The organism is Thauera sp. 2A1, assembly GCF_009469595.2.
Classification (GTDB): domain Bacteria; phylum Pseudomonadota; class Gammaproteobacteria; order Burkholderiales; family Rhodocyclaceae; genus Thauera.
Window position 1 is genome coordinate 1 of record NZ_SSXV01000015.1, and the last position, 22,410, is coordinate 22,410.

The 22,410-nt window shown below is 69.3% G+C and carries 21 protein-coding genes and 1 tRNA gene; 12 read left to right on the plus strand and 10 right to left on the minus strand.

Features of this window, described 5'->3' with window-relative positions; all coding sequences use genetic code 11:
• Positions 1-314: 314 nt before the first annotated feature.
• The 9 genes from GH664_RS14000 (at position 315) to GH664_RS14040 (ending at position 7,126) form a co-directional block, all read left to right on the plus strand.
• Positions 315-1,253, plus strand: a complete 939-nt coding sequence (locus GH664_RS14000) for a hydroxymethylglutaryl-CoA lyase (RefSeq protein WP_153168700.1) — start codon at positions 315-317, stop codon at positions 1,251-1,253.
• Between the two features lie 34 nt (positions 1,254-1,287).
• Entirely contained in the window at positions 1,288-1,494 is a 207-nt protein-coding gene (locus GH664_RS14005; protein WP_153168701.1) for a DUF1289 domain-containing protein, read from the plus strand.
• Entirely contained in the window at positions 1,491-1,679 is a 189-nt protein-coding gene (locus tag GH664_RS14010; RefSeq protein WP_153168702.1) for a DUF1289 domain-containing protein, read from the plus strand. The genes GH664_RS14005 and GH664_RS14010 overlap by 4 nt, the downstream gene beginning before the upstream one ends.
• Complete coding sequence (locus GH664_RS14015; protein ID WP_153168703.1) at positions 1,676-2,635, plus strand: MBL fold metallo-hydrolase; 960 nt, start codon at positions 1,676-1,678, stop codon at positions 2,633-2,635. The genes GH664_RS14010 and GH664_RS14015 overlap by 4 nt, the downstream gene beginning before the upstream one ends.
• 117 nt (positions 2,636-2,752) lie before the next feature.
• Entirely contained in the window at positions 2,753-4,450 is a 1,698-nt protein-coding gene (locus GH664_RS14020; RefSeq protein WP_153168704.1) for an AMP-binding protein, read from the plus strand.
• Between the two features lie 78 nt (positions 4,451-4,528).
• The gene (gene rapZ, locus GH664_RS14025) at positions 4,529-5,401 is read left to right on the plus strand and encodes an RNase adapter RapZ (RefSeq protein WP_153168705.1); all 873 of its coding nucleotides are present in this window, start codon (positions 4,529-4,531) and stop codon (positions 5,399-5,401) included.
• Complete coding sequence (locus GH664_RS14030; RefSeq protein ID WP_153168706.1) at positions 5,398-5,787, plus strand: NusG domain II-containing protein; 390 nt, start codon at positions 5,398-5,400, stop codon at positions 5,785-5,787. The genes rapZ and GH664_RS14030 overlap by 4 nt, the downstream gene beginning before the upstream one ends.
• Positions 5,768-6,316: a Gx transporter family protein gene (locus GH664_RS14035; protein ID WP_194270412.1), complete on the plus strand. Its 549-nt coding sequence runs from the start codon at positions 5,768-5,770 to the stop codon at positions 6,314-6,316. The genes GH664_RS14030 and GH664_RS14035 overlap by 20 nt, the downstream gene beginning before the upstream one ends.
• 210 nt (positions 6,317-6,526) lie before the next feature.
• Positions 6,527-7,126 (plus strand): hypothetical protein, encoded by a 600-nt coding sequence (locus GH664_RS14040; protein WP_228111524.1) that lies wholly within the window; start codon positions 6,527-6,529, stop codon positions 7,124-7,126.
• 4 nt (positions 7,127-7,130) lie between these two features.
• Here the strand turns inward: GH664_RS14040 and GH664_RS14045 are convergent, their stop codons facing one another.
• Positions 7,131-8,003 carry a dienelactone hydrolase family protein gene (locus GH664_RS14045; RefSeq protein WP_153168707.1) on the minus strand — a complete coding sequence of 291 codons (873 nt, stop codon included), beginning with the start codon at positions 8,001-8,003 and terminating at the stop codon, positions 7,131-7,133.
• 200 nt (positions 8,004-8,203) lie between these two features.
• Here GH664_RS14045 and GH664_RS14050 point away from each other — a divergent pair, with 200 nt between their 5' ends.
• The 3 genes from GH664_RS14050 to GH664_RS14060 all read left to right on the plus strand — a co-directional run bounded on the left by GH664_RS14050 (position 8,204) and on the right by GH664_RS14060 (position 14,633).
• The gene (locus tag GH664_RS14050; RefSeq protein WP_153168708.1) at positions 8,204-8,785 is read left to right on the plus strand and encodes a peroxidase-related enzyme; all 582 of its coding nucleotides are present in this window, start codon (positions 8,204-8,206) and stop codon (positions 8,783-8,785) included.
• A 10-nt stretch (positions 8,786-8,795) separates the two neighbouring features.
• Entirely contained in the window at positions 8,796-11,591 is a 2,796-nt protein-coding gene (locus GH664_RS14055) for an AMP-binding protein (RefSeq protein ID WP_153168709.1), read from the plus strand.
• 69 nt (positions 11,592-11,660) lie between these two features.
• The gene (locus GH664_RS14060) at positions 11,661-14,633 is read left to right on the plus strand and encodes an EAL domain-containing protein (protein WP_153168710.1); all 2,973 of its coding nucleotides are present in this window, start codon (positions 11,661-11,663) and stop codon (positions 14,631-14,633) included.
• Positions 14,634-14,683: 50 nt separating this feature from the next.
• Here the strand turns inward: GH664_RS14060 and GH664_RS14065 are convergent, their stop codons facing one another.
• The 9 genes from GH664_RS14065 to ybgF all read right to left on the minus strand — a co-directional run bounded on the left by GH664_RS14065 (position 14,684) and on the right by ybgF (position 22,409).
• Complete coding sequence (locus GH664_RS14065; protein ID WP_153168711.1) at positions 14,684-16,120, minus strand: NAD-dependent succinate-semialdehyde dehydrogenase; 1,437 nt, start codon at positions 16,118-16,120, stop codon at positions 14,684-14,686.
• Between the two features lie 105 nt (positions 16,121-16,225).
• Complete coding sequence (locus GH664_RS14070) at positions 16,226-17,440, minus strand: MFS transporter (protein ID WP_153168712.1); 1,215 nt, start codon at positions 17,438-17,440, stop codon at positions 16,226-16,228.
• Positions 17,441-17,491: 51 nt separating this feature from the next.
• Entirely contained in the window at positions 17,492-17,761 is a 270-nt protein-coding gene (infA, locus tag GH664_RS14075; protein WP_153168713.1) for a translation initiation factor IF-1, read from the minus strand.
• A gap of 457 nt (positions 17,762-18,218) precedes the next feature.
• On the minus strand, positions 18,219-18,635 hold the full coding sequence (locus GH664_RS14080; RefSeq protein ID WP_153168714.1) for a 2Fe-2S iron-sulfur cluster-binding protein: 417 nt from the start codon (positions 18,633-18,635) through the stop codon (positions 18,219-18,221).
• Between the two features lie 238 nt (positions 18,636-18,873).
• A tRNA-Lys gene (locus tag GH664_RS14085) sits at positions 18,874-18,949 on the minus strand.
• Positions 18,950-19,051: 102 nt separating this feature from the next.
• Positions 19,052-20,158 (minus strand): YeeE/YedE family protein, encoded by a 1,107-nt coding sequence (locus GH664_RS14090; RefSeq protein WP_153168715.1) that lies wholly within the window; start codon positions 20,156-20,158, stop codon positions 19,052-19,054.
• 42 nt (positions 20,159-20,200) lie between these two features.
• Positions 20,201-20,890, minus strand: coding sequence for a 7-cyano-7-deazaguanine synthase QueC (gene queC / locus GH664_RS14095; protein WP_153168716.1), 690 nt, complete (start codon positions 20,888-20,890; stop codon positions 20,201-20,203).
• Positions 20,891-20,935: 45 nt separating this feature from the next.
• Positions 20,936-21,634, minus strand: a complete 699-nt coding sequence (gene queE, locus GH664_RS14100; protein WP_153168717.1) for a 7-carboxy-7-deazaguanine synthase QueE — start codon at positions 21,632-21,634, stop codon at positions 20,936-20,938.
• Positions 21,635-21,638: 4 nt separating this feature from the next.
• Complete coding sequence (gene ybgF / locus GH664_RS14105) at positions 21,639-22,409, minus strand: tol-pal system protein YbgF (RefSeq protein ID WP_153168718.1); 771 nt, start codon at positions 22,407-22,409, stop codon at positions 21,639-21,641.
• Position 22,410: the final 1 nt, after the last annotated feature.

Genomic DNA, 22,410 nt, shown 5'->3' on the forward strand with positions numbered 1-22,410 from the left:
GGTCGAGGTAGCGGTGCGTCCAAAATCGCCGCAGCGCTGGCATAAGAGGTGCCCGAAATGAAAACCCGCCTCCTGAAGACCCCGGATCTGCCCTCACAGACGCTTGGCTGGGCCTCGAACACCCCACAGCACCTGCGCATCGCGCGCCACTGGGTCTCATCGCATGTCAGTTACTCGGCTTGCGGAAATCAAATGCTTCTCAGGCTCTGAGTCCCTGCCCGTAGGAGCGGGCTCGACCGCGATCGATGTCGTCAAGGCATATTCGCGGTCAAGCCCGCTCCTGCGGGCCCACTACCCACAATGGAACGACACCGATGATGATTTCAAACCTGCCGTCCTCCGTGCGCATCGTCGAGGTCGGCCCGCGCGACGGCCTGCAGAACGAGAAGCAGGTGGTGCCGGCCGACGTCAAGGTCGAGCTGATCAGCCGCCTCGCCGACGCGGGGCTGAAGACCATCGAGGCGACGTCCTTCGTGTCGCCGAAATGGGTGCCGCAGATGGGCGACAATACCGAGGTGCTGACCCGCGTGCTGGCGCAGCCGGCGCCCGGCGTCGCCTATCCGGTGCTGACGCCCAACCTGAAGGGCTTCGAGGCCGCGCTGGCGGCCGGCGCCAGAGAGGTGGCGGTGTTCGGCGCCGCCTCCGAGTCCTTCAGCCAGAAGAACATCAACTGCTCGATCGCCGAGTCGCTGGAGCGCTTCCGCCCCGTCACCGAGGCGGCGCGCACGGCCGGCGTGAAGGTGCGCGGCTACATCTCGTGTGTGGTCGGCTGCCCCTACGAGGGCGCGGTGGCGCCGCACAAGGTGGCCGAGGTCGCGGCCACGCTGCTGGAGATGGGCTGCTACGAGATCTCGCTCGGCGACACCATCGGCACCGGCAACCCGGCCAGCGTCCGCCGCATGCTGGAGGCGGTGATGCGCAGCGTTCCGGTGGACAAGCTCGCCGGCCACTATCACGACACCTATGGCATGGCCGCGGCCAACGTCGCGGCGTCGCTGGACATGGGCGTGGCGGTGTTCGATGCCTCGGTCGGCGGCCTGGGCGGCTGTCCGTATGCCGCCGGCGCGTCGGGTAACGTCGCCACCGAGGACCTGGTGTGGTTGCTGCACGGCATGGGGATCGCCACCGGCATCGACCTCGACCGCCTGGTCGACACCGCCGCCTGGATCAGCGCCCAGCTCGGCCGCGAGCCCGCCTCGCGCGTCGCGCGCGCGGTGCTGGCCAAGCGTGCGCAGGCGCGGAGCGCGAACTGATTAGAATGAGGACTTCCCTCCAAGAGCCGCAGCAATGAGCGTTCCTTCCCCCTGCATCAACATCTGCCGCATGAGCGCGGACACCGACCTGTGCGAGGGCTGCCAGCGCACGATCGACGAGATCGCGCGCTGGGGGCGGAGCACCGACGTGGAAAAACGCGCCATCCTCGACATCGTCGCGCGCCGGCGTGAGCAGCTCGGGCTGCAACCTCTGGCAGTCGCGGCAGGAGGGGCGTCATGAGCGGTGACGCGCTGTGCGTGGGGGTGTGCATGATCGACTGGGATTCCGGCGTGTGCCTGGGCTGCGGGCGCACCGCCGACGAAATCAACGGCGTGCCGACTCCGCCGCCGGCCGACGAGCCGAATGCGGCGCCCGTGCCGTTGCCGCCCAATGTCGCGGCGCAGGTCGGCGAGGGCAGCGATTGAGCGCCGCGCTGCGCTTTCCGCCCGAACTGCAGGTGTTCGAGCGCGGCTGGCTGTCGGCGAACAACATCCTGCTGTTCGATGGCGGCGAGGCCACGCTAATCGACAGCGGCTACGTCAGCCACGCGCCGCAGACGCTGGCGCTGCTGCGCAGCGCGCTGGACGGCCGACGCCTGACGCGCCTGATCAATACCCATTCCCACTCCGATCACATCGGCGGCAATGCCGCGGTGCAGCGCGAGTTCGGCTGCTCCATCCATGTGCCGGCAGGCATGGCCGACGCGGTGGCGAACTGGGACGAGGCCGCGCTGCTGCTGTCCACCGCGGCCCAGTCGGGCGAGCGCTTCGCCGCCGACGGCACGCTGGCGCCGGGTGATGCCTTCGTCGCCGGCGGTCTGCAGTGGCAGGCGATCGCGGTGCCGGGCCACGACATGGACGCGCTCGCCTACTACAACCCGGAGCGCCGCATCCTGATCTCGGGCGACGCGCTGTGGCACGACGGCTTCGGCATCTTGTTCGCCGACGTGCTGGGCACCGGCGACGGCCTGGGCGCGGCGCGGCAAACGCTGGAGGCGATCGGCCGCCTCGCCGTCGATGCGGTGATCCCCGGTCACGGCGCCCCGTTCTCGGATGTCGACGCCGCGCTGGAGCGCGCCTTCGCCCGGCTGCGCGCTTTCGAGGACGACGGCGCGCGTATGGCGCGCAACGCGATCCGCGCCTGCATCACCTTCCACCTGCTCGACGTACGGCGCATCGGCCTCGACGAGCTGCCGCGGCACCTGGCCGAGACGCCGCTGTACCGCGAGGCGAACGCGCGCTTCCTCGGCCTGGCGCCGGACGCGCTCGCCGGCTGGCTGGTGGGAGAGCTCGAACGCGCGGGCGTGGCGCACCGCGAGCAGGGCGACCTGGTGGCGTCCGGGCCATCGCCTGCCCGGCCTGCCGCGGGGGGCTCACCCTGACGCTGCCGCCGCGCGCCGTTGCCTGGTTTTCCGGATTCGTGCGCCCGCATCGCGCGGCGCACTTTCGAGGCGAGGCGGTTCGCCGCCCGCACATACTTGCAACTGGGGAGATGCAAAATGTCCGAAATTACCGAATTCCTCGCCGCGCGCGATTTTCTGCTGCAGCATCGCAGCGATTACGCCGCGGCCTATGCCGGGTTCAAGTGGCCCAGGCTCGAGCATTTCAACTGGGCGCTGGATTATTTCGACGCGATGGCGCGCAACAACGACGCGCCGGCGCTGTGGCTGGTGGAGCAGGACGGCAGCGATGCGCGGCTGTCGTTCGCCGAGCTGTCGGCGCGTTCCAGCCAGGTTGCCAACTGGCTGCGCGAGCAGGGCGTGCAGCGTGGCGATCGCATCCTGATCATGCTGGGCAACGAGGTGCCGCTGTGGGAGACCATGCTGGCCGCCTTCAAGCTCGGCGCGGTGGTGATCCCCGCGACCACGCTGCTGTCGCGCGATGACCTGGTCGACCGCGTGGAGCGCGGCCAGGTTCGCTTCGCCGTCATCGGCCAGGCCCACGCCAGCAAGTTCGACGACGTACCCGGTGATTTCGTCCGCATCTGCGTCGGCGCCGACCTGCCGGGCTGGAAGCGCTTCGAGGACGCCCGCGGCGCCTCGGCGGATTTCGTGCCGCAGGGCGTCACCCGCGCCGACGACCCGCTGCTGCTGTACTTCACCTCGGGCACCACCTCCAAGCCCAAGCTGGTGCTGCACACCCACCAGTCCTACCCGGTGGGCCACCTGTCGACGATGTACTGGATCGGCCTCAAGCCCGGTGACCGGCACATGAACATCTCCTCGCCGGGCTGGGCCAAGCATGCCTGGAGCTGCTTCTTCGCGCCGTGGAACGCCGGCGCCTGTGTCTTCCTCTACAACTACAGCCGCTTCGACGCCAAGGCGCTGCTCGACGTGCTGGTGAAGTACCAGGTCAACACGCTGTGCGCGCCGCCCACCGTGTGGCGCATGCTGATCCAGCAGGACCTCGCCGCGGTGAAGACGAATCTGCGCGAACTCATCGGCGCCGGCGAACCGCTCAACCCCGAAGTCATCGAGCAGGTGAAGAAGGCCTGGGGCATCACCATCCGCGACGGCTTCGGTCAGACCGAGACCACCGCGCAGGTGGGCAATACCCCCGGCCAGCTGCTCAAGCCGGGCTCGATGGGACGGCCGCTGCCGGGTTATCGCCTCGCCATGCTCGACGCCGAGGGGCGTGAGGCGACGGAGGGCGAGATCTCGCTGGTGCTGGGCGCCGACCGTCCGCTCGGCCTGATGCGCGGCTATGCCGGCGACGAAGCGAAGACGGCCGAGGTGATGCGCGACGGCTATTACCGCACCGGCGACGTCGCCTCGATCGACGACGACGGCTACATCACCTATGTGGGCCGCGCCGACGACGTGTTCAAGGCGTCCGACTACCGCATCAGCCCCTTCGAGCTCGAGAGCGTGCTGATCCAGCATCCGGCGGTGGCGGAAGCGGCGGTGGTGCCCAGCCCGGATCCGGTGCGCCTCGCCGTGCCCAAGGCCTTCGTCATCCTCGCGCCCGGCTTCGAGCCGAGCCGCGAGCTGGCGCGCGACATCTTCGCCTTCACGCGTGGCCGCCTGGCGCCGTTCAAGCGCATCCGCCGGCTGTCGTTCGCCGACCTGCCCAAGACCATCTCGGGCAAGATCCGCCGCGTCGAGCTGCGCAAGGCCGAGGAGGCGCGCGAGGGCACGGCGCGCGGCGAGCTGGAGTTCTTCGAGGACGACTTCCCCGAGCTCGGCGCGAAGTCCTGAGCGGCCGGGGCGCAGCGGCGTTCGGCGCCGCTGCGCTATAGTGGAAGCCGCTTCAGGGCTTCCATCGACCGTAGGAACATGCAGATCGTACTCATCAGTGGCCTTTCGGGGTCGGGCAAGAGCATCGCGCTCAATGTGCTGGAGGATTCCGGCTACTACGTTGTGGACAACCTGCCGGCGACGCTGCTGCCGCAACTGGTGACGCATTTGCGCAGCGTGGGCTATGCGCGCGTCGCAGTGGCGGTGGATGTGCGCTCCGGCGTCAGCATCGCGGCGCTGCCGGCGCAGGTTAAGTCGCTGCGCGACATCGTCGACGATCTGCGCTTCATCTTCCTGGAGGCGCGCGACGATGCCTTGATCGCGCGCTTCTCCGAGACGCGCCGCCGGCATCCGCTGGCGGAGGAGGGCGTGTCGCTGGACGAGGCGATCCGGCGCGAGCGCGATGCCCTGGCCGACATCGCCGAACTCGGCCACCGCATCGATACCAGCGACCTGCATCCGAACACGCTGCGCGCCTGGGTGAAGGATTTCATCCATGTGGAAGCGAGCGAGGGGCTGACGCTGATGTTCCAGTCCTTCGGCTTCAAGTACGGCATCCCGCTCGACGCCGACCTGGTGTTCGACGTGCGCTGCCTGCCCAATCCGCATTACGACCTCAACCTGCGCCCGCTCACCGGCCGCGACCAGCCGGTGATCGACTTCCTGCGGCGCATCCCGGAAGTGGGGCGCATGGCCGAGGACATCCGCCACTTCGTCGCCAACTGGCTGCCGGCCTATGTGCGCGACAACCGCAGCTACCTGACGGTGGCCATCGGCTGCACCGGCGGCCAGCACCGCTCGGTGTACATCGCCGAGTGGCTGGCGAAGAAGTTCGAGGACAAGGTGCGCGTCATCGTGCGCCACCGCTCTGCGGCGCGCCGTGCGGTGGACAAGTCCGCTCCCCGGCAGTGAGGATGACCCTGGGTGCGTGGCTGCACCTTATCCGTCCGGGCGACGTGCTGGTGGCGCTGGCCGGCCTCGCCGTGTGCGTGCAGACGGTGCTGCTGCTGTGGCAGGGCGGTGCGCCCGATGGCGTGGTGGTTCGTGCGGGCGGCAAGGTGTTTGCCGAGCTGGACCTTTCACGCCGACGGATCGTCGAGGTGCCGGGGCCGCTGGGCCTCACCCGCATCGAGATCGAGCCGGGGCGTGCCCGCGTCGCCGCCGACCCGGGGCCGCGCCAATATTGCGTGCGCCAGGGCTGGCTGAGCCGCGCCGGGGCGGTGGCGATCTGCGCGCCCAACCAGGTCAGCCTGACGCTCACCGGCCGCGGCGCCGATTATGACGCGCTCAACTATTGAACTCGTCCCCTCCGTGGAGGATCACCGCATCGCCCGTCATGCGGCAGCGGCGATCGTGCTGACGGTGGCGGAGGCGGCGATTCCCCTGCCGCTGCCCGGCGTCAAGCCGGGGCTGGCCAACATCGTCACGCTGATCGTGCTGGCACGCTGGGGATGGCGCGAGGCGGTGTGGGTGGCGCTGCTGCGCGTGTTTGCCGGCAGCCTGCTGCTGGGGCAGTTCCTCGCGCCCGGATTCTTCCTTAGCCTGTCGGGTGCGATCGCGAGCCTGGTCGTGCTGGGGCTCGCGGTGCATCTGCCGCGGCGCTGGTTCGGGCCGGTGAGCCACAGCATCCTGGCGGCGTTTGCGCATATCGGTGCGCAGCTCGTGGTGGCGCGGCTGTGGCTCGTGCCCCATGACGGCGTGTTCTACCTCACCCCGGTGTTCTCCGCCGCGGCGGTGGTGTTCGGCCTGGTGAATGGCCTCGTGGCGGCGCGTCTGCTGGTCGAGCTTGCCGCGGCCGAACGTGCCGCGACCCCGCCGCGCGCGTGACCGATGCGGGCGGCGGTCGTCATCGTGCGCCGGGCGTCGCGCCTGGGTTGGAATTCGCTGCTGCTCTACTAGAGTTGAAGTCCACCGGTCGGGTTCCCCGCCGGGGCAAGGGTGTCGAAGCGCAGGGTGGCCACGGCCGGCCCGAGCCGCGCCCGCGGCGGCCCGCGCAAGCAGTTTCGACGGTCGATCGACGTTGCAAAGGAGATTGACATGTCAAGATCGATGATCATGGCGGGCGCGGCGGTCGTCGCGCTGACCGCCGGCGTCATGCAGGCGGCGGGTGCTGCCGAGATGGAGATGGCCAAGGGGGGCGGCAAGGCCGCTGCGCCTTCCGCGGCCGACAGGAAGATGATCGCGAGTGCGATGCAGGCCGCGCCGAAGCGGGTTGCCGCCGGAGCGACGGTGGTCGTGATGGGCGGCGACGGCTCGATGCGCACCCTGCGCGAAGGCACCAACGGCTTCACCTGCATGCCCGACAACCCGGCCACGCCCGGGCCCGATCCGATGTGCATGGACAAGGCCGCGTGGGAGTGGGCGGGTGCCTGGGTCGGCCACAAGACACCGCCGGTCGGCAAGGTGGGATTCATGTACATGCTGGCGGGCGGGACGGACGCCAGCAACACCGACCCCTATGCGACTAAGCCGGAACCCGGCAACCACTGGGTCAAGACGGGCGCGCACGTCATGGTTGTCGGCGCCGACCCGGCCTTCTATGACATGTATCCAAAGAGTGCGGATCCCGACACTTCAGTGCCCTATGTAATGTGGCCCGGAACGCCCTACCAGCACCTTATGGTTCCGATCAAATGAAGCGTCATTCCAGGCGCGCCCGAAGCCAGGTCAGCAGCTTCTGCCAGCCGTCCGCCGCCTCGGCCGGGCGGTAACTTGGGCGATAGTCGGCGTTGAAGGCGTGCGGCGCGTCGGGATAGACGACGATCTCGCTACGGCTGCCGGCCTTGGCCAGCGCCGCGCGCATCGCCTCCACGTCCTTCAGCGGAATGCCCTGGTCCTGGCCGCCGTAGAGGCCCAGCACCGGCGCATGCAGGCGGGCGGCGATGTCGACCGGGTGGCGCGGCGTCATGTTGGTGGGGGCGCCGTCGAGCTTGCCGTACCAGGCGACAGCGGCCTTCAGGCGGGGGTTGTGGGCGGCGTACAGCCAGGTGATGCGCCCGCCCCAGCAGAAGCCGGTGATGGCGAGTTTGTCGGCGTCGCCACCGTTTTCCGCAGCCCACGCGGCGCAGGCATCGAGGTCAGCCATGACCTGCGCATCGGGCACGCGCGCCACGATGTTGTCGAGGATCGCCGGGATCGAGTCCAGCTTTGACGGATCGCCAACACGGAAGTACAGCTCCGGTGCGACCGCCAGGTAGCCCGCCTTCGCCAGGCGTCGGCAGAGGTCGCGGATGTGCTCGTGCACGCCGAAGATTTCCTGCACCACGAGCACGGTCGGCAGCCGCGCGCCGCCTGCGGGCCGGGCGAAGTACACCGGCAGATCGCCTCCGGCGACGGCAATTGCCGCGTCACCGACCTCCAGCCCTCCGCTGTCGGTGGTGATGACCGTCTGCGCGTGCACCGGCTGCACGGCCAGGGCGAAGCCGGCGGCGGCGATGGCGGTGACGAAACTGCGGCGATCCATGGGTGCGGAAGGAAGCAGGCTGTCGATGTCGGACTGGGGCAGGGTCTTCATGCGAGTCTCGCTGGAGTTGGGTTCCATGGGGCGGGGCACAGGGGCGGCAACAGTCTAAATCTTCCAGCGCCAGCATGGCGCAGGCCATGCGCAGCTGTCGCGACTGACGCAGCGATTGCATGGAATGCGCCGGCGTGGTGTATTCGGGCAGCACGTCCCGTTCGCGGGCTGCCGCCCCACAATAACGAATGGAGCTCTTCATGACCGAACGCGCCATCAGCCGCTTTGCCCTGCCTGCCCTCGACTCGCTGCCGCAGGACATGCGCGAGCGCATCCTCGCAGTGCAGGAAAAGGCGGGCTTCGTGCCCAACATCTTCCTCGCGCTCGCGCACCGGCCGGCCGAGTTCCGCGCCTTCTTCGACTATCACGACGCCTTGATGGAAAAGGACGTCGGCCTCACCAAGGCCGAGCGCGAGATGATCGTGGTCGCCACCTCGGGCGCCAACAACTGCCTGTACTGCGTGGTGGCGCACGGCGCCATCCTGCGCATCCGCGCGAAGAACCCGCGCCTGGCGGATCAGCTCGCCACCAACCACCGCAAGGCGGAGATCACGCCGCGGCAGCGCGCGATGCTGGACTACGGGATGAAGGTGGCGCTGCGCGCGCAGGAAATCAGCGACGAGGATCACGCCGCGCTGCGTGCGCACGGCTTCGACGACGACGCGATCTGGGACATCGGCGCGATCGCCGCCTTCTTCGGCATGAGCAACCGCATCGTCAATTTCGCCAGCATCGCGCCGAATGACGAGTTCTACCTGATGGGTCGCCTGCCCAAGGGCTGAGCCGCCGGCCATGAACGCGGAATGCCCCGACGGCATCGATGCGCAGGTGCTGCGCCTCGTTGGCGACCTGCTTGCGGAGCTGCGCGCCGGCCGCGCGGTGGCGGTGCAACTGGACAGCCATCTCGAGCGTGACCTCGGGCTCGACAGCCTGGCGCGCGTCGAGCTCCTCGCGCGCATCGAGCGCGGCGCCGGGGTCAGGCTGCCGTCCGACACGCTCGCGCGCGCCGAGACGCCGCGCATGCTCGCGCAGGCCTTGCGCGAGGCGCACCCGGGCGCAGCCGTCGCGGACCTCGCACGCGTCGTGGCGGCGCCCTCGGGCGAGCACGTCGATGCCCCGGCCACGGCGGCCACCCTGGTCGAGGTGCTGCAGTGGCATGCGCGGCGCTGGCCGCGGCGCGTGCACATTCGCCTGCTGCACGACGATGCCGAGGTCGCGACGCTGAGCTACGGCGAACTGCTCGAAGCCGGCCTGCGCATGGCCGCCGGTCTGCGCCACGCCGGCGTGCAGCCCGGCGACGCAGTGGCGATCATGCTGCCGACCGGCCTGGAGTTCTTCACCAGCTTCTACGGCGCGCTGCTGGCGGGGGGCGTGCCGGTGCCGATGTATCCGCCGACGCGGCCGTCGCAACTGGAAGACCACCTGCGCCGCCAGGCCGGCATCCTCGCAAGCTGCGCTGCGCCGGTGCTGGTGACGGTGGAGGAGGCGCGCCTGCTGGCGCGGGTGCTGCGCGCGCAGGTGCCGACGCTGCGCCATGTCGTCACGCCGCAAACGTTGCAGACTGCCGAACCCGCAGCGGCGGTGACGCCGGTCGCAGGCGAGCTCGCGCTGCTGCAGTACACCTCCGGCAGCACCGGCAACCCCAAGGGCGTGATGCTCACCCACGCCAACCTGCTCGCCAACATCCGCGCCTGGAGCGGCGCGATCGAGGTGATGCAGGATGACGTGTGCGTGAGCTGGCTGCCCCTCTACCACGACATGGGCCTCATCGGCACCTGGCTGGGCAGCCTGTACAACGGCAATCCGCTGGTGCTGATGTCGCCGCTGGATTTCCTTGCGCGCCCGGCGAACTGGCTGCGCGCGATCCATCGTTACCGCGGTACGGTCACCGCTGCGCCCAATTTCGCCTTCGAGCTGGTGGTGCGCCATGTCGCCGCGGCCGATCTCGAGGGCTTGGATCTGTCGTGCTGGCGGCTGGCCGTCAATGGTGCCGAGCCGGTGAGCCCCGACACGCTCGAGCGCTTCTGCGCCCATCTGGCGCCGGCGGGCTTCCGGCGCGAGGCGATGACGCCGCTCTATGGCCTGGCGGAGAATGCCGTCGGCCTTACCGTCCCGGTGCTCGGGCGCGGGCCGCTGATCGACCGGGTGCAGCGCGACGTCTTCCTGCGTCGCGGCCAGGCGCTGCCGGCGGCAGGGGACGACGCCATGCGTTTCGTCGGCAGCGGCCGGCCCTTGCCAGGGCATGTGTTGCGCATCGTCGACGCCGCGGGCAAGGCACTGCCCGAGCGCCAGGTGGGACACATCGAGTTCCAGGGGCCGTCGGCCACTGCGGGCTACTACCGCAACGCGGAGGAGACCGCGCGCCTGTTCGATGGCGACTGGCGCGATACCGGCGACCTCGGCTACCTCGCCGACGGCGAGCTGTTCGTCACCGGCCGCGTCAAGGACATGATCATCCGTGGTGGGCGCAACCTCTACCCTTACGAGCTGGAAGAGGCGATCGGTGCCCTGCCGGGCGTGCGCCGTGGCTGCGTCGCCGTGTTCGGCGCGATCGACCCGGCGACGGCGAGCGAGCGGCTGGTGGCGGTGGTCGAGACGCGCGAGGATCGAGCCGCCGCGGGCGACGCGCTGGCGCATGCGGTGGAGGCGCTGGCGCTGGAGCGCCTCGGGCTGCCGCTGGATGAAGTCGTGCTGGCGCCGCCGCACAGCGTGCTGAAGACCTCGAGCGGCAAGATCCGCCGCGCGGCCACGCGCGACCTGTATCTCGCCGGCGCGCTCGGCAGCCGGCACGGTGTGCGCGTGCAGGTGTTGCGCCTGGCTGCGGCCGGCATTGCGGTGCAGGGCCGCCGCCTGCTGGCGCGGTGCGGCGCAATGGCCTGGGCGGCCTGGGCGTGGGCGATGTTGCTGGTGCTGGCGCCGCCGGTGTGGCTGGCGGTGTCGGCCTTGCAGCGGCCGGCGGCGGGCTGGCGCATCGCGCGGCGGGCGGCGCGCACCTACGCGCGGCTGATCGGCGTGCGGCTGGAGGTCAGCGGGGCGGAGAACCTGCCGGCACATGCGCCTTGCGTGGTGGCGGCCAACCACGCGAGCTATGTCGATGGCCTGGTGGCGGTCGCCGCGCTGGTGCGCCCGTTCATCTTCGTCGCCAAGCGCGAACTGAGCGCGAACCCGATCGCCGGCCCCTTCCTGCGCGGACTGGGGGCCGCCTTCGTCGAACGCTTTTCGCTGCCCGACAGCGTGGAAGCGGCACGCGAGCTGACTACGCGCGCGGCAGCCGGCGAGTCGCTGTTCTTCTTTCCCGAGGGCACCTTCACCCGGCGCGCAGGCCTGAGCGAGTTTCGCCTCGGCGCCTTCCTGACGGCAGCGCAGGCGGGTCTCGCGGTGGTGCCGGTGGCGATCCGCGGCACCCGCGCCATCCTGCCGGACGAAACCTGGCGGCCACAGCGGGCGCCGGTCGTACTGCAGATTGCGCCACCGCTGCAGGCGCAAGGCGCGGACTGGGCGGCGGCGGTCGCACTGCGCGACGCGGTGCGCGCGCAGATCCTGGCCCGCTGCGGGGAGCCCGACCTGACGGCTGCCCCTGAACGATGATCATTCTCCGCCGGCATATAATGACGCGCAGTTCCGTCTTCATTCATCCGCCGACGAGGTCCGCTCCTGATGGAAGCCACAATGCGTGTGCTGTGTGTAGAGGACAGCTCCGCCGAGGTCGAGCGGATCCGGCGCGCATTCGAGCACCACGCAGCGGGTATCGAAGCTGGCCTGGAGTTCGCCCGGGCGCGGACCCTGGAGCAGGCACGCCGCTGCCTGGATGACGCGCCGGGGCCGGACCTGCTGCTGCTGAGCCTTCGCGCGGGCGACGATGCGGGTCTGGCGTTCGTTTCCGAATTGCGGGCGGGCTCGCTTGCGCTGACCATCGTGGCGCTCACCGACGCGGGTGATGCGCAGGTCGCCGCAGCGGCGCTGGCGGCTGGCGCCGATGACTACCTGGCCCGGCATGACGACTATGTCGACGAAATCCCGGCGCTGCTGCACAAGATGCGGCGTCAGATCGCCCTGCGCAGCGAGGGGCGTGCGCTGCGCGCGGCGGCGGAGCGGCTGTCGCGGCTGGTGATGGCGAGCCCCTCCATCCTCTACAGCCTCAGGCTCGACGGCGACAGTGTCGCCTCCGTCTGGATCAGCGAGAACATCACGCGCCTCACCGGTTTTTCCGTGCAGGAGGCTCAGGCGCCCGGCTGGTGGCAGCGGCAACTCGATCCGGGTGACCGGGAGGCTCGTGGCGACTGGCTGCGCCGGCTCGTCGAGACCGGCGTGCTGCTGCAGGAATACCGGTTCCGCTGCAAGGACGGACGCACGATCTGGCTGCACGACGAGCTGCATCTGCTGCGCACTGGCGACGGGCAGCAGCGCGAGGCGGTCGGTTCATGGACCGACATGACGCTGCACAAGCAGCACGAGCTGCTGCGCGCCGCGCGCGCCGACATGCTCGACCAGGTGGTCGCGGCGCGACCGCTGGGCGAGATCCTGCACGGTGTCGCCGTGTCACTGGAGTCGATCGTGCCGCAGATGCATGTATCGGTGCTGCTGCTCGACGGCAAGACGCGCCGCCTCGAGGTCGCTGCGGCGCCGAGCCTGCCGGCGTTCTATAACGCCGCGGTGCACGGGCTGGAGATCGGCGAGGGGCAAGGCTCCTGCGGCACGGCGGCGGCACGCGGCGAGACCGTGGTCGTCGAGGACGTGCAGACGCATCCCTACTGGGAGCAGTATCGGTCGATCGCGCGCGAGGCCGGCCTGCGCGCGTGCTGGTCGGTGCCGTTCAAGGATGCCGACGGGAACGTGCTTGGCACTTTTGCCGCCTATTTCACCGAACCACGCGCGCCGGAAGGCGAGGAGCTCGAGCTGGTGCAGGAGTTCGCCCGCATCACCGGCCTGGCCGTGCAGAAGGTGCGCGCCGAAACCGCCTTGCGGCAGTCGTCGGCGGTGTTCGAGAGCACGCGCGACGGCGTCATCATCACCACGCTCGAGCCGCGCATCGTCGCGGTCAACCCGGCCTACGGCGAGATCACTGGCTACACGCAGGACGAGGTGCTGGGCCGCAACCCGAATTTCGTGAAGTCGGGTCGGCATGGGCGGCAGTTCTATCAGACGATGTGGGAGAGCCTGAAGACGCTCGGCTACTGGCAGGGCGAAGTCTGGAACCGGCGCAAGAACGGTGAGATCTACCCCCAATGGCTGAGCATCGGCACCGTGCGCGATGAGCGGGGGCAGGCCACCCACTATGTGGGCGTGATGACCGATCTCACCCAGCTCAGGCGCTCGGAGCAGCAGCTCGAGCGCCTGTCGCACTACGATCCGCTGACCGACCTGCCCAACCGGCTGCTGCTGCAATCCCGCCTGGAGCATGCCATCGAGCAGGCGCGGCGCCATCACGAACGCGCCGCGGTTCTGTTCGTGGATCTCGACCGCTTCAAGAACGTCAATGACAGCTTCGGCCACCCCGCGGGTGACGAACTGCTGCGGGCGATCGCGGTGCGCCTGCGCGGCGGCCTGCGCAACGAGGACACCCTGGCGCGCGCGGGCGGCGACGAATTCGTCGTGGTGCTGGAGAACCTGCAGTCGGCCGACGTCGCGGCGAGCGTCGCGCAGAAGCTGATCCGTCTGGTGCAGCAGCCCTTCGTGCTGTCGCGCGGGCAGGAGGTGATCGTCAGCGCCAGCGTCGGCGTGGCGCTCTACCCGGATGACGGCGAGACCGTCACCGAGCTCAACCAGCATGCGGACGTGGCGCTGTACCAGGCCAAGGAGACGGGGCGCGGCACGTTCTGCTTTCATTCCTCTGCGCTGACCCGCCGCGTCAATGAGCACCTGCAGCTCGAGATGCGCCTGCGGCGCGCGGTCGAGCGCGGCGAGCTGTTGCTGCACTACCAGCCCCTGGTCAGCCTGCAGCCCAGGCAGCCGGTTCGTGCCGAGGCGCTGCTGCGCTGGCAGCCGCCCGACGAGGGCATGGTGTCGCCGGCGCGCTTCATTCCGCTGGCGGAAGAGGCCGGGCTCGTCGTGCCGATCGACGACTGGGTGCTGCGCGAAGCCTGTCGCCAGGCCAGGATCTGGGTCGATGCCGGGCTGAATTTCGGCGGGGTATCGGTGAACCTGTCCACGCTGCATTTTCGCCAGGCAGGGCTCGTCGGTGAAGTGGCCGACGTGCTGGCGACGACGGGCTTGCCGGCGCGCTACCTCGAAATCGAGATCACCGAGTCGGCGCTGATGGAGGGCGTGGAGCAGGCGGTGCAGACGCTGGAGGCACTGCGCAGCCTGGGAGTCGGCGTGGCGGTGGACGACTTCGGTACCGGCTACTCGTCGCTCGCCTATCTGAAGCGCCTGCCGCTCGACAAGCTCAAGATCGACCAGAGCTTCGTGCGCGGGCTGCCGCAGGACGCCAACGACCGCGCGATCGTCACCGCAACGATCGCCATGGCGAACAGCCTGGGCTTTTCGACCGTGGCCGAAGGCGTCGAGACCGAGGCCCAGCGCGACATGCTGCGTGCGCTGGGGTGCGCGGCGTATCAGGGCTATCTGTTCAGCCGTCCGCTGACGTCGGCCGAGTTCACGCAGCAGGCGTGGCTGTGCCCTGCGGCGTGAGAGCGGGGGCGGCGATCCCCGCAGGAGCGGGGAATCGCCGCTGTGCCGGCTCAGACGTTGGCGATCGAGATCGCACGCGTGTTGAGGTAGGCCTCGAGCGCCTCCGGGCCGCCTTCGCTGCCGTAGCCCGAATCCTTCACGCCACCGAAGGGCATTTCCGCCGAGGGCAGCGCCGGCTGGTTCACCCACAGCATGCCCACTTCCACGCGCTGCGACAGCAGATGCGCGTGCTTCAGCGAGCGCGTGTAGGCGTAGCCCGCCAGGCCGTAGGACAGGCGGTTGGCTTCGGCGATGGCTTCGTCCATGGTGTTGAAGCGACGCACCGCGGCCACCGGGCCGAAGGGCTCGTCGTTGAACACCCTGGCGTCGAGCGGCACATCCGTCAGTACCGTTGGCGCGAAGAAGTTGCCGGGGCTGCCCAAGCGCTCGCCGCCGGTGGCGACGGTGGCACCGCGCTGCACCGCGTCCTGCAGGAAGTCGGCCATCGCGGTGACGCGGCGCGGGTTCGCCAGCGGCCCCATCTGCGTGCCGCTGGCGAGGCCATCGCCCACTTTCAGCGAGGCTGCATGGCGGGCGAGCGCGGCGGCGAACTGGTCATGCACGCTCTCGTGCACCAGGAAGCGGGTGGGCGCGATGCAGACCTGGCCGGCGTTGCGGAACTTCGCCCCGCCGGCGGCCTTCACCGCCAGTTCGATGTCGGCATCGTCGCACACGATCACCGGCGCATGGCCGCCCAGCTCCATCGTCACCCGCTTCATGTGCTGGCCGGCCATCGCCGCGAGCTGCTTGCCCACCGCGGTGGAGCCGGTGAAGGTGACCTTGCGGACCACCGGATGCGGGATCAGGTAGGAAGAGATCTCGGCCGGATTGCCGAACACCAGGCCCACCGCGCCGGCGGGCACGCCGGCGTCGACGAAGGCGCGGATCAGCGCGGCCGGGGAGGCCGGCGTCTCCTCCGCCGCCTTGACCAGGATCGAGCAGCCGGTGGCGAGCGCGGCGGAGGCCTTGCGCACCACCTGGTTGATCGGGAAGTTCCACGGCGTGAAGGCGGCGACTGGTCCGACCGGATCCTTCAGCACCATCTGGCGGGTGGTGAGGTTGCGTGACGGCACGATGCGGCCATACACGCGCATGCCTTCGTCGGCGAACCAGTCGATGATGTCGGCGGCGGCCAGCGTCTCGATGCGCGCCTCGACCAGCGGCTTGCCCTGCTCCTGGGTGAGCAGCGCGGCGATGGTGTCGGCGCGTTCGCGCATCAGCCCGGCGGCGCGGCGCAGGATCTTCTGCCGCTCCAGCGCCGGCACGTCGCGCCAGGTCTCGAAGCCCTTCTGTGCGGCGGAGAGCGCGCGGTCGAGGTCGGCGATGCCGGCATGGGCGACGCGACCGATCTCGGCGCCGGTGGCCGGGTTATGCACCGGCAGGGTGCGTCCGTCCGCGGCGTCCTGCCATTGGCCATCGATCAGCAACTGGGTGTTCGGGTAAGTCATGGGATGCGTGCTCCGGTGAGGCATGAGGGAATCTCGATTTTCCGCCAGCCGGTGTGCCATGGTCCAGTCCTGTCGCAGCCTGTCGCGGGCTGCCGGGCGCGCAGGTCAGCGTCGGGCCCGGCGCACGCGCAACACGAGCAGCCCGGCCAGCGCTGCGCCTGCCAGCACTGCGCCGGCGAGAAAGGTCGCCTGCGAGCCGAGGGCGTCCCACAGTGCACCGGCGAGCACGCTCGCCGCCAGCAAGGCCAGGCCGCCGACGAGATTGAACAGGCCGAAGGCCGTGCCGCGCAGCGTGACCGGTGCGGTGTCGGCCACCAGGGCGGCGAGCAGCCCCTGCGTCATGCCCATGTGCAGGCCCCACAGCACGACGCCCAGCGCCAGCCCCGGAAGGCCATCGATCCAGGCGAGGGCGAGATCTGCCGCGACCAGGACGGCGAACCCGAGGCCGAGCAGCAGGCCGCGGTCGAGGCGGTCGGCGAGGACGCCCACAGGATATGACGACAGCGAATACACCACGTTCATTGCCACCAGCACCGCCGGAATCCATGCCAGCGCCAGGCCGAGCTCCTGCGCGCGCAGCACCAGGAAAGCCTCGCTGAAGCGGGCCAGGGTGAATACCGCCGATACGGCGACAACGGCCCAGTAGGCAGGCGGCAGTCGCCCCAGCTCGGCACGCGACAGTGGCTGGCGGACGTGCGGCGCGCCTGCCGGCCGCGGGACGTCGTGCACCGCGAACACGATCAGGGCGAAGGCGCCGAAGGCCGGCAGCACCGCGACCCAGAAGACGAGGGGCATGTCGCCGCCGCTCCACGCCATCAGGGCGATGGCCAGCAGCGGGCCGATGAAGGCGCCGGTGGTGTCGAGCGACTGGCGCAAGCCGAACGCGGCGCCGCGCAGCGCCGGCGGCGCGAGATCGGCGATCAGTGCGTCACGCGGCGCACCGCGGATGCCCTTGCCGATGCGGTCGACAAAGCGCGCCGCAACCACCCAGCCCACCGAACCGGCGAGGGGAAACACCGGCTTGGTGCAGGCGGCCAGGCCGTAGCCAATCGCCGCGAGCAGCTTGCGCCGCCCGAGCCGGTCCGACAGCGCGCCGGAGAAGACCTTGGTGATGGAGGCGGTGGCTTCGGCCACGCCTTCGATGATGCCGACGGTCATCGTCGACGCCCCCAAGGCAGTGACCAGATACACCGGCAGCAGCGCATGGATCATCTCCGAGGAGATGTCCATCAGCATGGAAACGAAACCCAGCGCCCAGATTCCGGCAGGCAGGCGCGGGCGCTGAGGGCGGGTGGCGGTCATGTCGTGATCTTCGTCCATGAGGGGAGCGCCTGCCGCCTGCGCCCCCGGGCCCTTCGCCCTGCGGGACCGTCAGCGGCGTCGCTGATGCACCGGCGCCGACGCGGCGCTCGCCGGACGCCCCGGCAGGTGGCGGAAGGTGATGCGGCCCTTGGTCAGATCGTAGGGCGACATCTCGAGCGACACATTGTCGCCGGCAATGATGCGGATGTGGTTCTTCTTGAGCTTGCCGCCAGCGTAGGCGATCAGGTTGTGACCGTTGTCGAGGGTGACGCGGTAGCGGCCGTCCGGCAGCACTTCGGTGACGGCGCCATGCATTTCGATGAGTTCTTCCTTGGCCATGTTCGGGCTCCTTGTCATTGTGCCCGGGCGTCACCGCAGTGCGGCGAGGGTCGGGCTGGCCTGTCTCCACCAGGACAGGTCATGGACCAGCCGCTGCCCATCGCGGGTGGCGTAGGGCGTGGTCTGGCCGGATCGGCGCGGTAATCGGCGGGCCGGGCGATTGAACGCTGCGATGGCGCGGATGCACAAAAAAGACGGCAGCCACGAGCGAAGCGCACGGATCAGGGTAGGCGCATCGCATGACAGCCGGTCGCGGGCAGATGCCGGCGGACCGGGACGGGCCAGGGCCACAGCGAGGGCCTGGCATTCCAAAACAAAATAGCCGGAGCGAAGCCCGGCTATCTCCTTGGATGTTCTTGTGAGCGTATCCGCTGTGGCACGGAGCGCTGGTGCGGCTGATCCGGAATGCCTGTTCAGGATCCACGGCTCGCACTGGGTTTGTTTCACATCATACGTTTCACGGCGCATCTTGTCCATCTTCCGCCGGCGCGGCCGCCTCGGTCGACAGCGCCGGAGCCGGAGCCGGAGCCGGCACGGCGCTCGTGCGCTGGGCTGGCAGCGCGTACAGCTCGAACTTCTTCACCATCTTGCCGAGCACGCTGAGCGTGATGTCGCTCTGCGGGAACACGCGGCAGGCCAGCACGATGCCGCTTGCTTCCTCCTCGCGCGTGACGTACGAGCGACTCATCTTGATCGAGCGGTAGGTGCCGGACTCGATCTGGATCTTGCACACGCCGCAGCCGCCGCCGCGGCAGCCGACCGGAATGCCCTTGCGTGACAACTGCTCCATGCCTTTCAGGAGATTGTCGTCCTCGGAGCAGACGTACTCTTCCCCGGTGTTCGCGATCGAAACCCTGAACGAGCGTGCGCTCATGATGCTGTCTCCGCCTGTTTGTGCGCCGCTCGGTGTCGGCGATCATCTATCGAGATTTTAGGCCTCGCCGCGTGATGGCGAAAACCTCGAGCGCAGCTTGCGGCTTGATCGCGGCAGCCGACAGGCGAAAGATGGGGCGGGCTGATCGATGTGCCGAAGCGAACCGCGGTCGACGGCCCGGACCTGAGCCGCAAAAACAAAAAGCCAACCCCGAAGGACTGGCTTCCTGCGTGAAACTTGGTAGGTCGTGCGGGATTCGAACCTGCGACCAACGGATTAAAAGTCCGCTGCTCTACCAGCTGAGCTAACGACCCAAAAACGAGGCCGAATTCTAGTTGCCCGCCCGTCGATGTGTCAAGAACCCAAAACGCCCGCGCGACAACAGAATCGTCGTGCCAACCTTGGCAGGTGCATCTTCAGGCTGCCGCCGACATCAGGCGGTATTGAAGCTTCATCGTGACGACCGCGCCGATGACGATGGAGGCGGTCGTGAGCATGGAGCCGAGCGCCAGCGTGGACAGGCCGCTGATGCCCTGGCCGATGGTGCAGCCGAGCGCGGTGACGCCACCGAAGCCCATCAGCAGCCCGCCGACAATGTGGCGGACGAGGTCGCCGCTGTCGCGGAAGCTCTCGAGGCGGAAGGTGTGCCGGCCGATGGCGTCGACCGCCGCGCCCACGATAACGCCCAGCGCGCTGGCGATGCCGAAGGTGAGCACGCGGCTGGTATCGCTCCACATCGTCAGCAGGTCGAGCGTGTAGGCCAGCGGCGCGACGAAGGTCAGCGACTCGGCGCGATTGCTGTTCGTGCCGAGGAAGGCTTCTTCCAGGGTGTCGGGATGTTCGACCAGGTGGCCGAGGTGGCCGGTGACGTACCAGCCCGCGACGACCAGTGCGCCGGTGACGAGGCCGCCGAGCAGCACGTCCGCGCGCCAGCCCTCGCGCCGACGGAAGACGAAGGCGAGCAGCGGCAGGGCGAGGGCGCCACACGCAAGCATCAGCGCCGTGCCGGCGGGGAGGCCCGTGGCGGCGAGGAAGGCCGGGAGGGTCTGCGCGTGCGGCAGCGTGATGGCCGCCGGCTCCAGGAAGCGGACACGGCCGACGGCGAACAGTCCGCGCAGCGTCATGAGTGCGCCGATGGCGAAGAAGGCGAAGACGACCAGCGACTTGAGGTTGCCGCCGCCGATGCGGATCAGCGTGCGTGCACCGCAGCCGGAAGCGAGCGTCATGCCGGCGCCGAAAGCGGCGCCGCCGACGAGATGCGACAGCCACAACAGGCGGCTGCCGGCGTAGATCGTCTTCGACGCCTCGAGCAGGCCGGCAAGCTGCAGCGCAGTGGTGCCGACGATGGCGGTGGCGATGGCCAGCATCCACATCTGCATGCGGCTCCAGTCGCCCATCAGCACGACGTCGGAGATCGCGCCCATGGTGCAGAAGCGGCTGCGGCTGCCAACGTAGCCGAACACCGTGCCGATGGCGAATGCGGCCCACACGACGGTGCTGGTGATGGACTGGATTTCCGCCATGCGGATCTCGCTCGGTATGCCGGAGCGCGCGTGCGGCTCGCGTTACTGGTAGGCGGTGGGGTCGGGCACGCCGGCGGCGGCAAAGCCGGCGGCGCGCAGGCGGCAAGCCTCGCAGCGTCCGCAGGCGCGACCCTCGTCGTCGGCCTGGTAGCAGGTGACGGTGAGCCCGTAATCGACGCCCAGCGCCATGCCGCGGCGGATGATGTCGGCCTTGGACAGATCGATGAGCGGCGCATGGATGCGGATGCGCGCGCCCTCGACGCCGATCTTGGTGGCGAGGTTGGCCATGTTCTCGAAGGCCTCGATGAAGGCGGGGCGGCAGTCCGGATAGCCGGAATAATCCACCGCGTTGACGCCGACGAAGATGTCGCGCGCGCCCAGCACCTCGGCCCAGGCCAGCGCGATCGACAGCATCACCGTGTTGCGCGCCGGCACATAGGTGACCGGGATGCCGCTGCCCGGTTCATCCTCGGGCACGGCGATGGAGGCGTCGGTGAGCGCGGAGCCGCCGAACTGGCCGAGATCGACACTGGCGGTGCGGTGCGCCCTGGCGCCCAGCGCATGCGCGACGCGCTGCGAGGCGGCAAGCTCCGCCGCGTGGCGCTGGCCATAGGCCACCGACAGCGCATAGGTCTCGAAACCCATGTCACGCGCGATGGCGAGGCAGGTGGCGGAGTCGAGTCCGCCCGACAGCAGCACGACAGCGCGGCGGGGTGGAGATTGCGTGTTCATGGCAAAACCTTGCGATTGCGTTGCCCCGCGCACGGCCGGTGCGGCTCATCGCCCGCGGGCGTCATTCCAGAGGATCTTGTGCAACTGCAACTGGAAGCGCACCGGCAGGCGGTCGCGCACGATCCATTCTGCGAGCGTCGCCGGTTCCAGCGCCCCCGCGACCGGCGACAGCAGCACGGTGCAGCGGCGGGCGAGGTCGTGCTCGGCGATCTGTTGCTTCGCCCACGCATAATCGGCCTCGTCGGCGAGCACGATCTTGACCTCGTCACGCTCGTTCAGCAGCGCGATGTTGGCGTAGCGATTCTTCAAGACCTCGCCCGAGCCCGGCGCCTTGAGGTCCATGATGCGCGACACGCGCGCATCGACGGCGCCGATGTCGAGCGCGCCGCTCGTCTCGAGCGAAACCGAATAGCCGGCATCGCACAGCGCCGTCAGCAGCGGCAGGCAGTTCTTCTGCGACAGCGGCTCGCCACCGGTGACGCACACGTAGGGCAGTCCGTGCTGCGCCACTTCGGCGAGCACGGATTCCAGCGTGCGCGCTTCCCCGCCCTGGAAGGCGTAGGCGGTGTCGCACCAGGTGCAGCGCAGCGGGCAGCCGGTGAGGCGCACGAAGACGGTGGGCAGGCCCACGCGCGTCGACTCGCCTTGCAGCGAGGCGAATATCTCGGTGATGCGTAGCCTGGCGTCGGCGCGCGCGCTGTCGGCGGAAGAGCCGACGTCATCCGTCGCGACGGCTTCATTCATGGTGTCAGCGTGCTGCAAGGCGCTGCTTGGCGATCTTGGCCGCGTTGCTCTGCGGATAGCGATCGACCAGTTGCTGCAGCGTACGCTGCGCCGTCTTCGCGTCTCCCATCGCCTGCTGGCTGTTGGCCAGGCCGAGCATTGCGTCAGGCGCGGTCGTGTCGTTCGGCCATTTGTTGAGCACGAAGTTGAAGTGCTTGCTGGCGGACGCGACATCCTTCGTCTGCAGTGCGGCATTGCCGGCCCAGAAGTGGGCGCCGGGCGCGAAATTGCCGGACGGGTAGCGGGTGATGAAGCTCTCGAAGGCGCCGAGTGCTTCCTTGTTCTTGCCCTGCTTGAGCAGGTTCAGTGCGGCTTCGTAGTCGGACGATTCTGCACCCGTGTCAGCGGATGCTGCCGCTGCGGAGACGCTTCCTGCCGGGGCATTTGCCGCCGGGCTGCCGGGCTGGGCTGCTGGCGCGGCGCTCGATGTCGACTCGAGCTTGCGCAGGCGGGTGTCGAGGTCGACGTAGAAATCGCGCTGGCGGGCGCCGAGGTTCTCGACTTCGTTTGCGAGCACTTCGAGCTGGCCGCGCAGGCGTGCGATCTCGGCACGCAGCTGTTCGTTCTGGTTGGCCAGCTCGAGCTGGCCGCGGCTCGTCGTGTCGATGCGGCCCTCGAGCTCCTGGCGCATGTCCATGATCTGGCGGCGCGCCTCGGTGTCATCGAACAGACCCGCCTGGGCGGGTCCGACCGATGACATCGCGAGCAGCGCTGCCAGCGGCAGGAGGCGCTTCATC

Coding starts and splice junctions, on each gene's coding strand:
- GH664_RS14070 (WP_153168712.1), bottom strand. CDS start 17,440: ATGGACGAAGATCACGACATGACCGCCACCCGCCCTCAGCGCCCGCGC.
- ybgF (WP_153168718.1), bottom strand. CDS start 22,409: ATGAAGCGCCTCCTGCCGCTGGCAGCGCTGCTCGCGATGTCATCGGTC.
- GH664_RS14000 (WP_153168700.1), top strand. CDS start 315: ATGATGATTTCAAACCTGCCGTCCTCCGTGCGCATCGTCGAGGTCGGC.
- queC (WP_153168716.1), bottom strand. CDS start 20,890: ATGAACACGCAATCTCCACCCCGCCGCGCTGTCGTGCTGCTGTCGGGC.
- GH664_RS14060 (WP_153168710.1), top strand. CDS start 11,661: ATGGAAGCCACAATGCGTGTGCTGTGTGTAGAGGACAGCTCCGCCGAG.
- GH664_RS14055 (WP_153168709.1), top strand. CDS start 8,796: ATGAACGCGGAATGCCCCGACGGCATCGATGCGCAGGTGCTGCGCCTC.
- GH664_RS14080 (WP_153168714.1), bottom strand. CDS start 18,635: ATGAGCGCACGCTCGTTCAGGGTTTCGATCGCGAACACCGGGGAAGAG.
- GH664_RS14035 (WP_194270412.1), top strand. CDS start 5,768: ATGACGCGCTCAACTATTGAACTCGTCCCCTCCGTGGAGGATCACCGC.
- GH664_RS14020 (WP_153168704.1), top strand. CDS start 2,753: ATGTCCGAAATTACCGAATTCCTCGCCGCGCGCGATTTTCTGCTGCAG.
- rapZ (WP_153168705.1), top strand. CDS start 4,529: ATGCAGATCGTACTCATCAGTGGCCTTTCGGGGTCGGGCAAGAGCATC.
- GH664_RS14045 (WP_153168707.1), bottom strand. CDS start 8,003: ATGAAGACCCTGCCCCAGTCCGACATCGACAGCCTGCTTCCTTCCGCA.
- GH664_RS14050 (WP_153168708.1), top strand. CDS start 8,204: ATGACCGAACGCGCCATCAGCCGCTTTGCCCTGCCTGCCCTCGACTCG.
- infA (WP_153168713.1), bottom strand. CDS start 17,761: ATGGCCAAGGAAGAACTCATCGAAATGCATGGCGCCGTCACCGAAGTG.
- GH664_RS14005 (WP_153168701.1), top strand. CDS start 1,288: ATGAGCGTTCCTTCCCCCTGCATCAACATCTGCCGCATGAGCGCGGAC.
- queE (WP_153168717.1), bottom strand. CDS start 21,634: ATGAATGAAGCCGTCGCGACGGATGACGTCGGCTCTTCCGCCGACAGC.
- GH664_RS14065 (WP_153168711.1), bottom strand. CDS start 16,120: ATGACTTACCCGAACACCCAGTTGCTGATCGATGGCCAATGGCAGGAC.
- GH664_RS14040 (WP_228111524.1), top strand. CDS start 6,527: ATGTCAAGATCGATGATCATGGCGGGCGCGGCGGTCGTCGCGCTGACC.
- GH664_RS14090 (WP_153168715.1), bottom strand. CDS start 20,158: ATGGCGGAAATCCAGTCCATCACCAGCACCGTCGTGTGGGCCGCATTC.
- GH664_RS14010 (WP_153168702.1), top strand. CDS start 1,491: ATGAGCGGTGACGCGCTGTGCGTGGGGGTGTGCATGATCGACTGGGAT.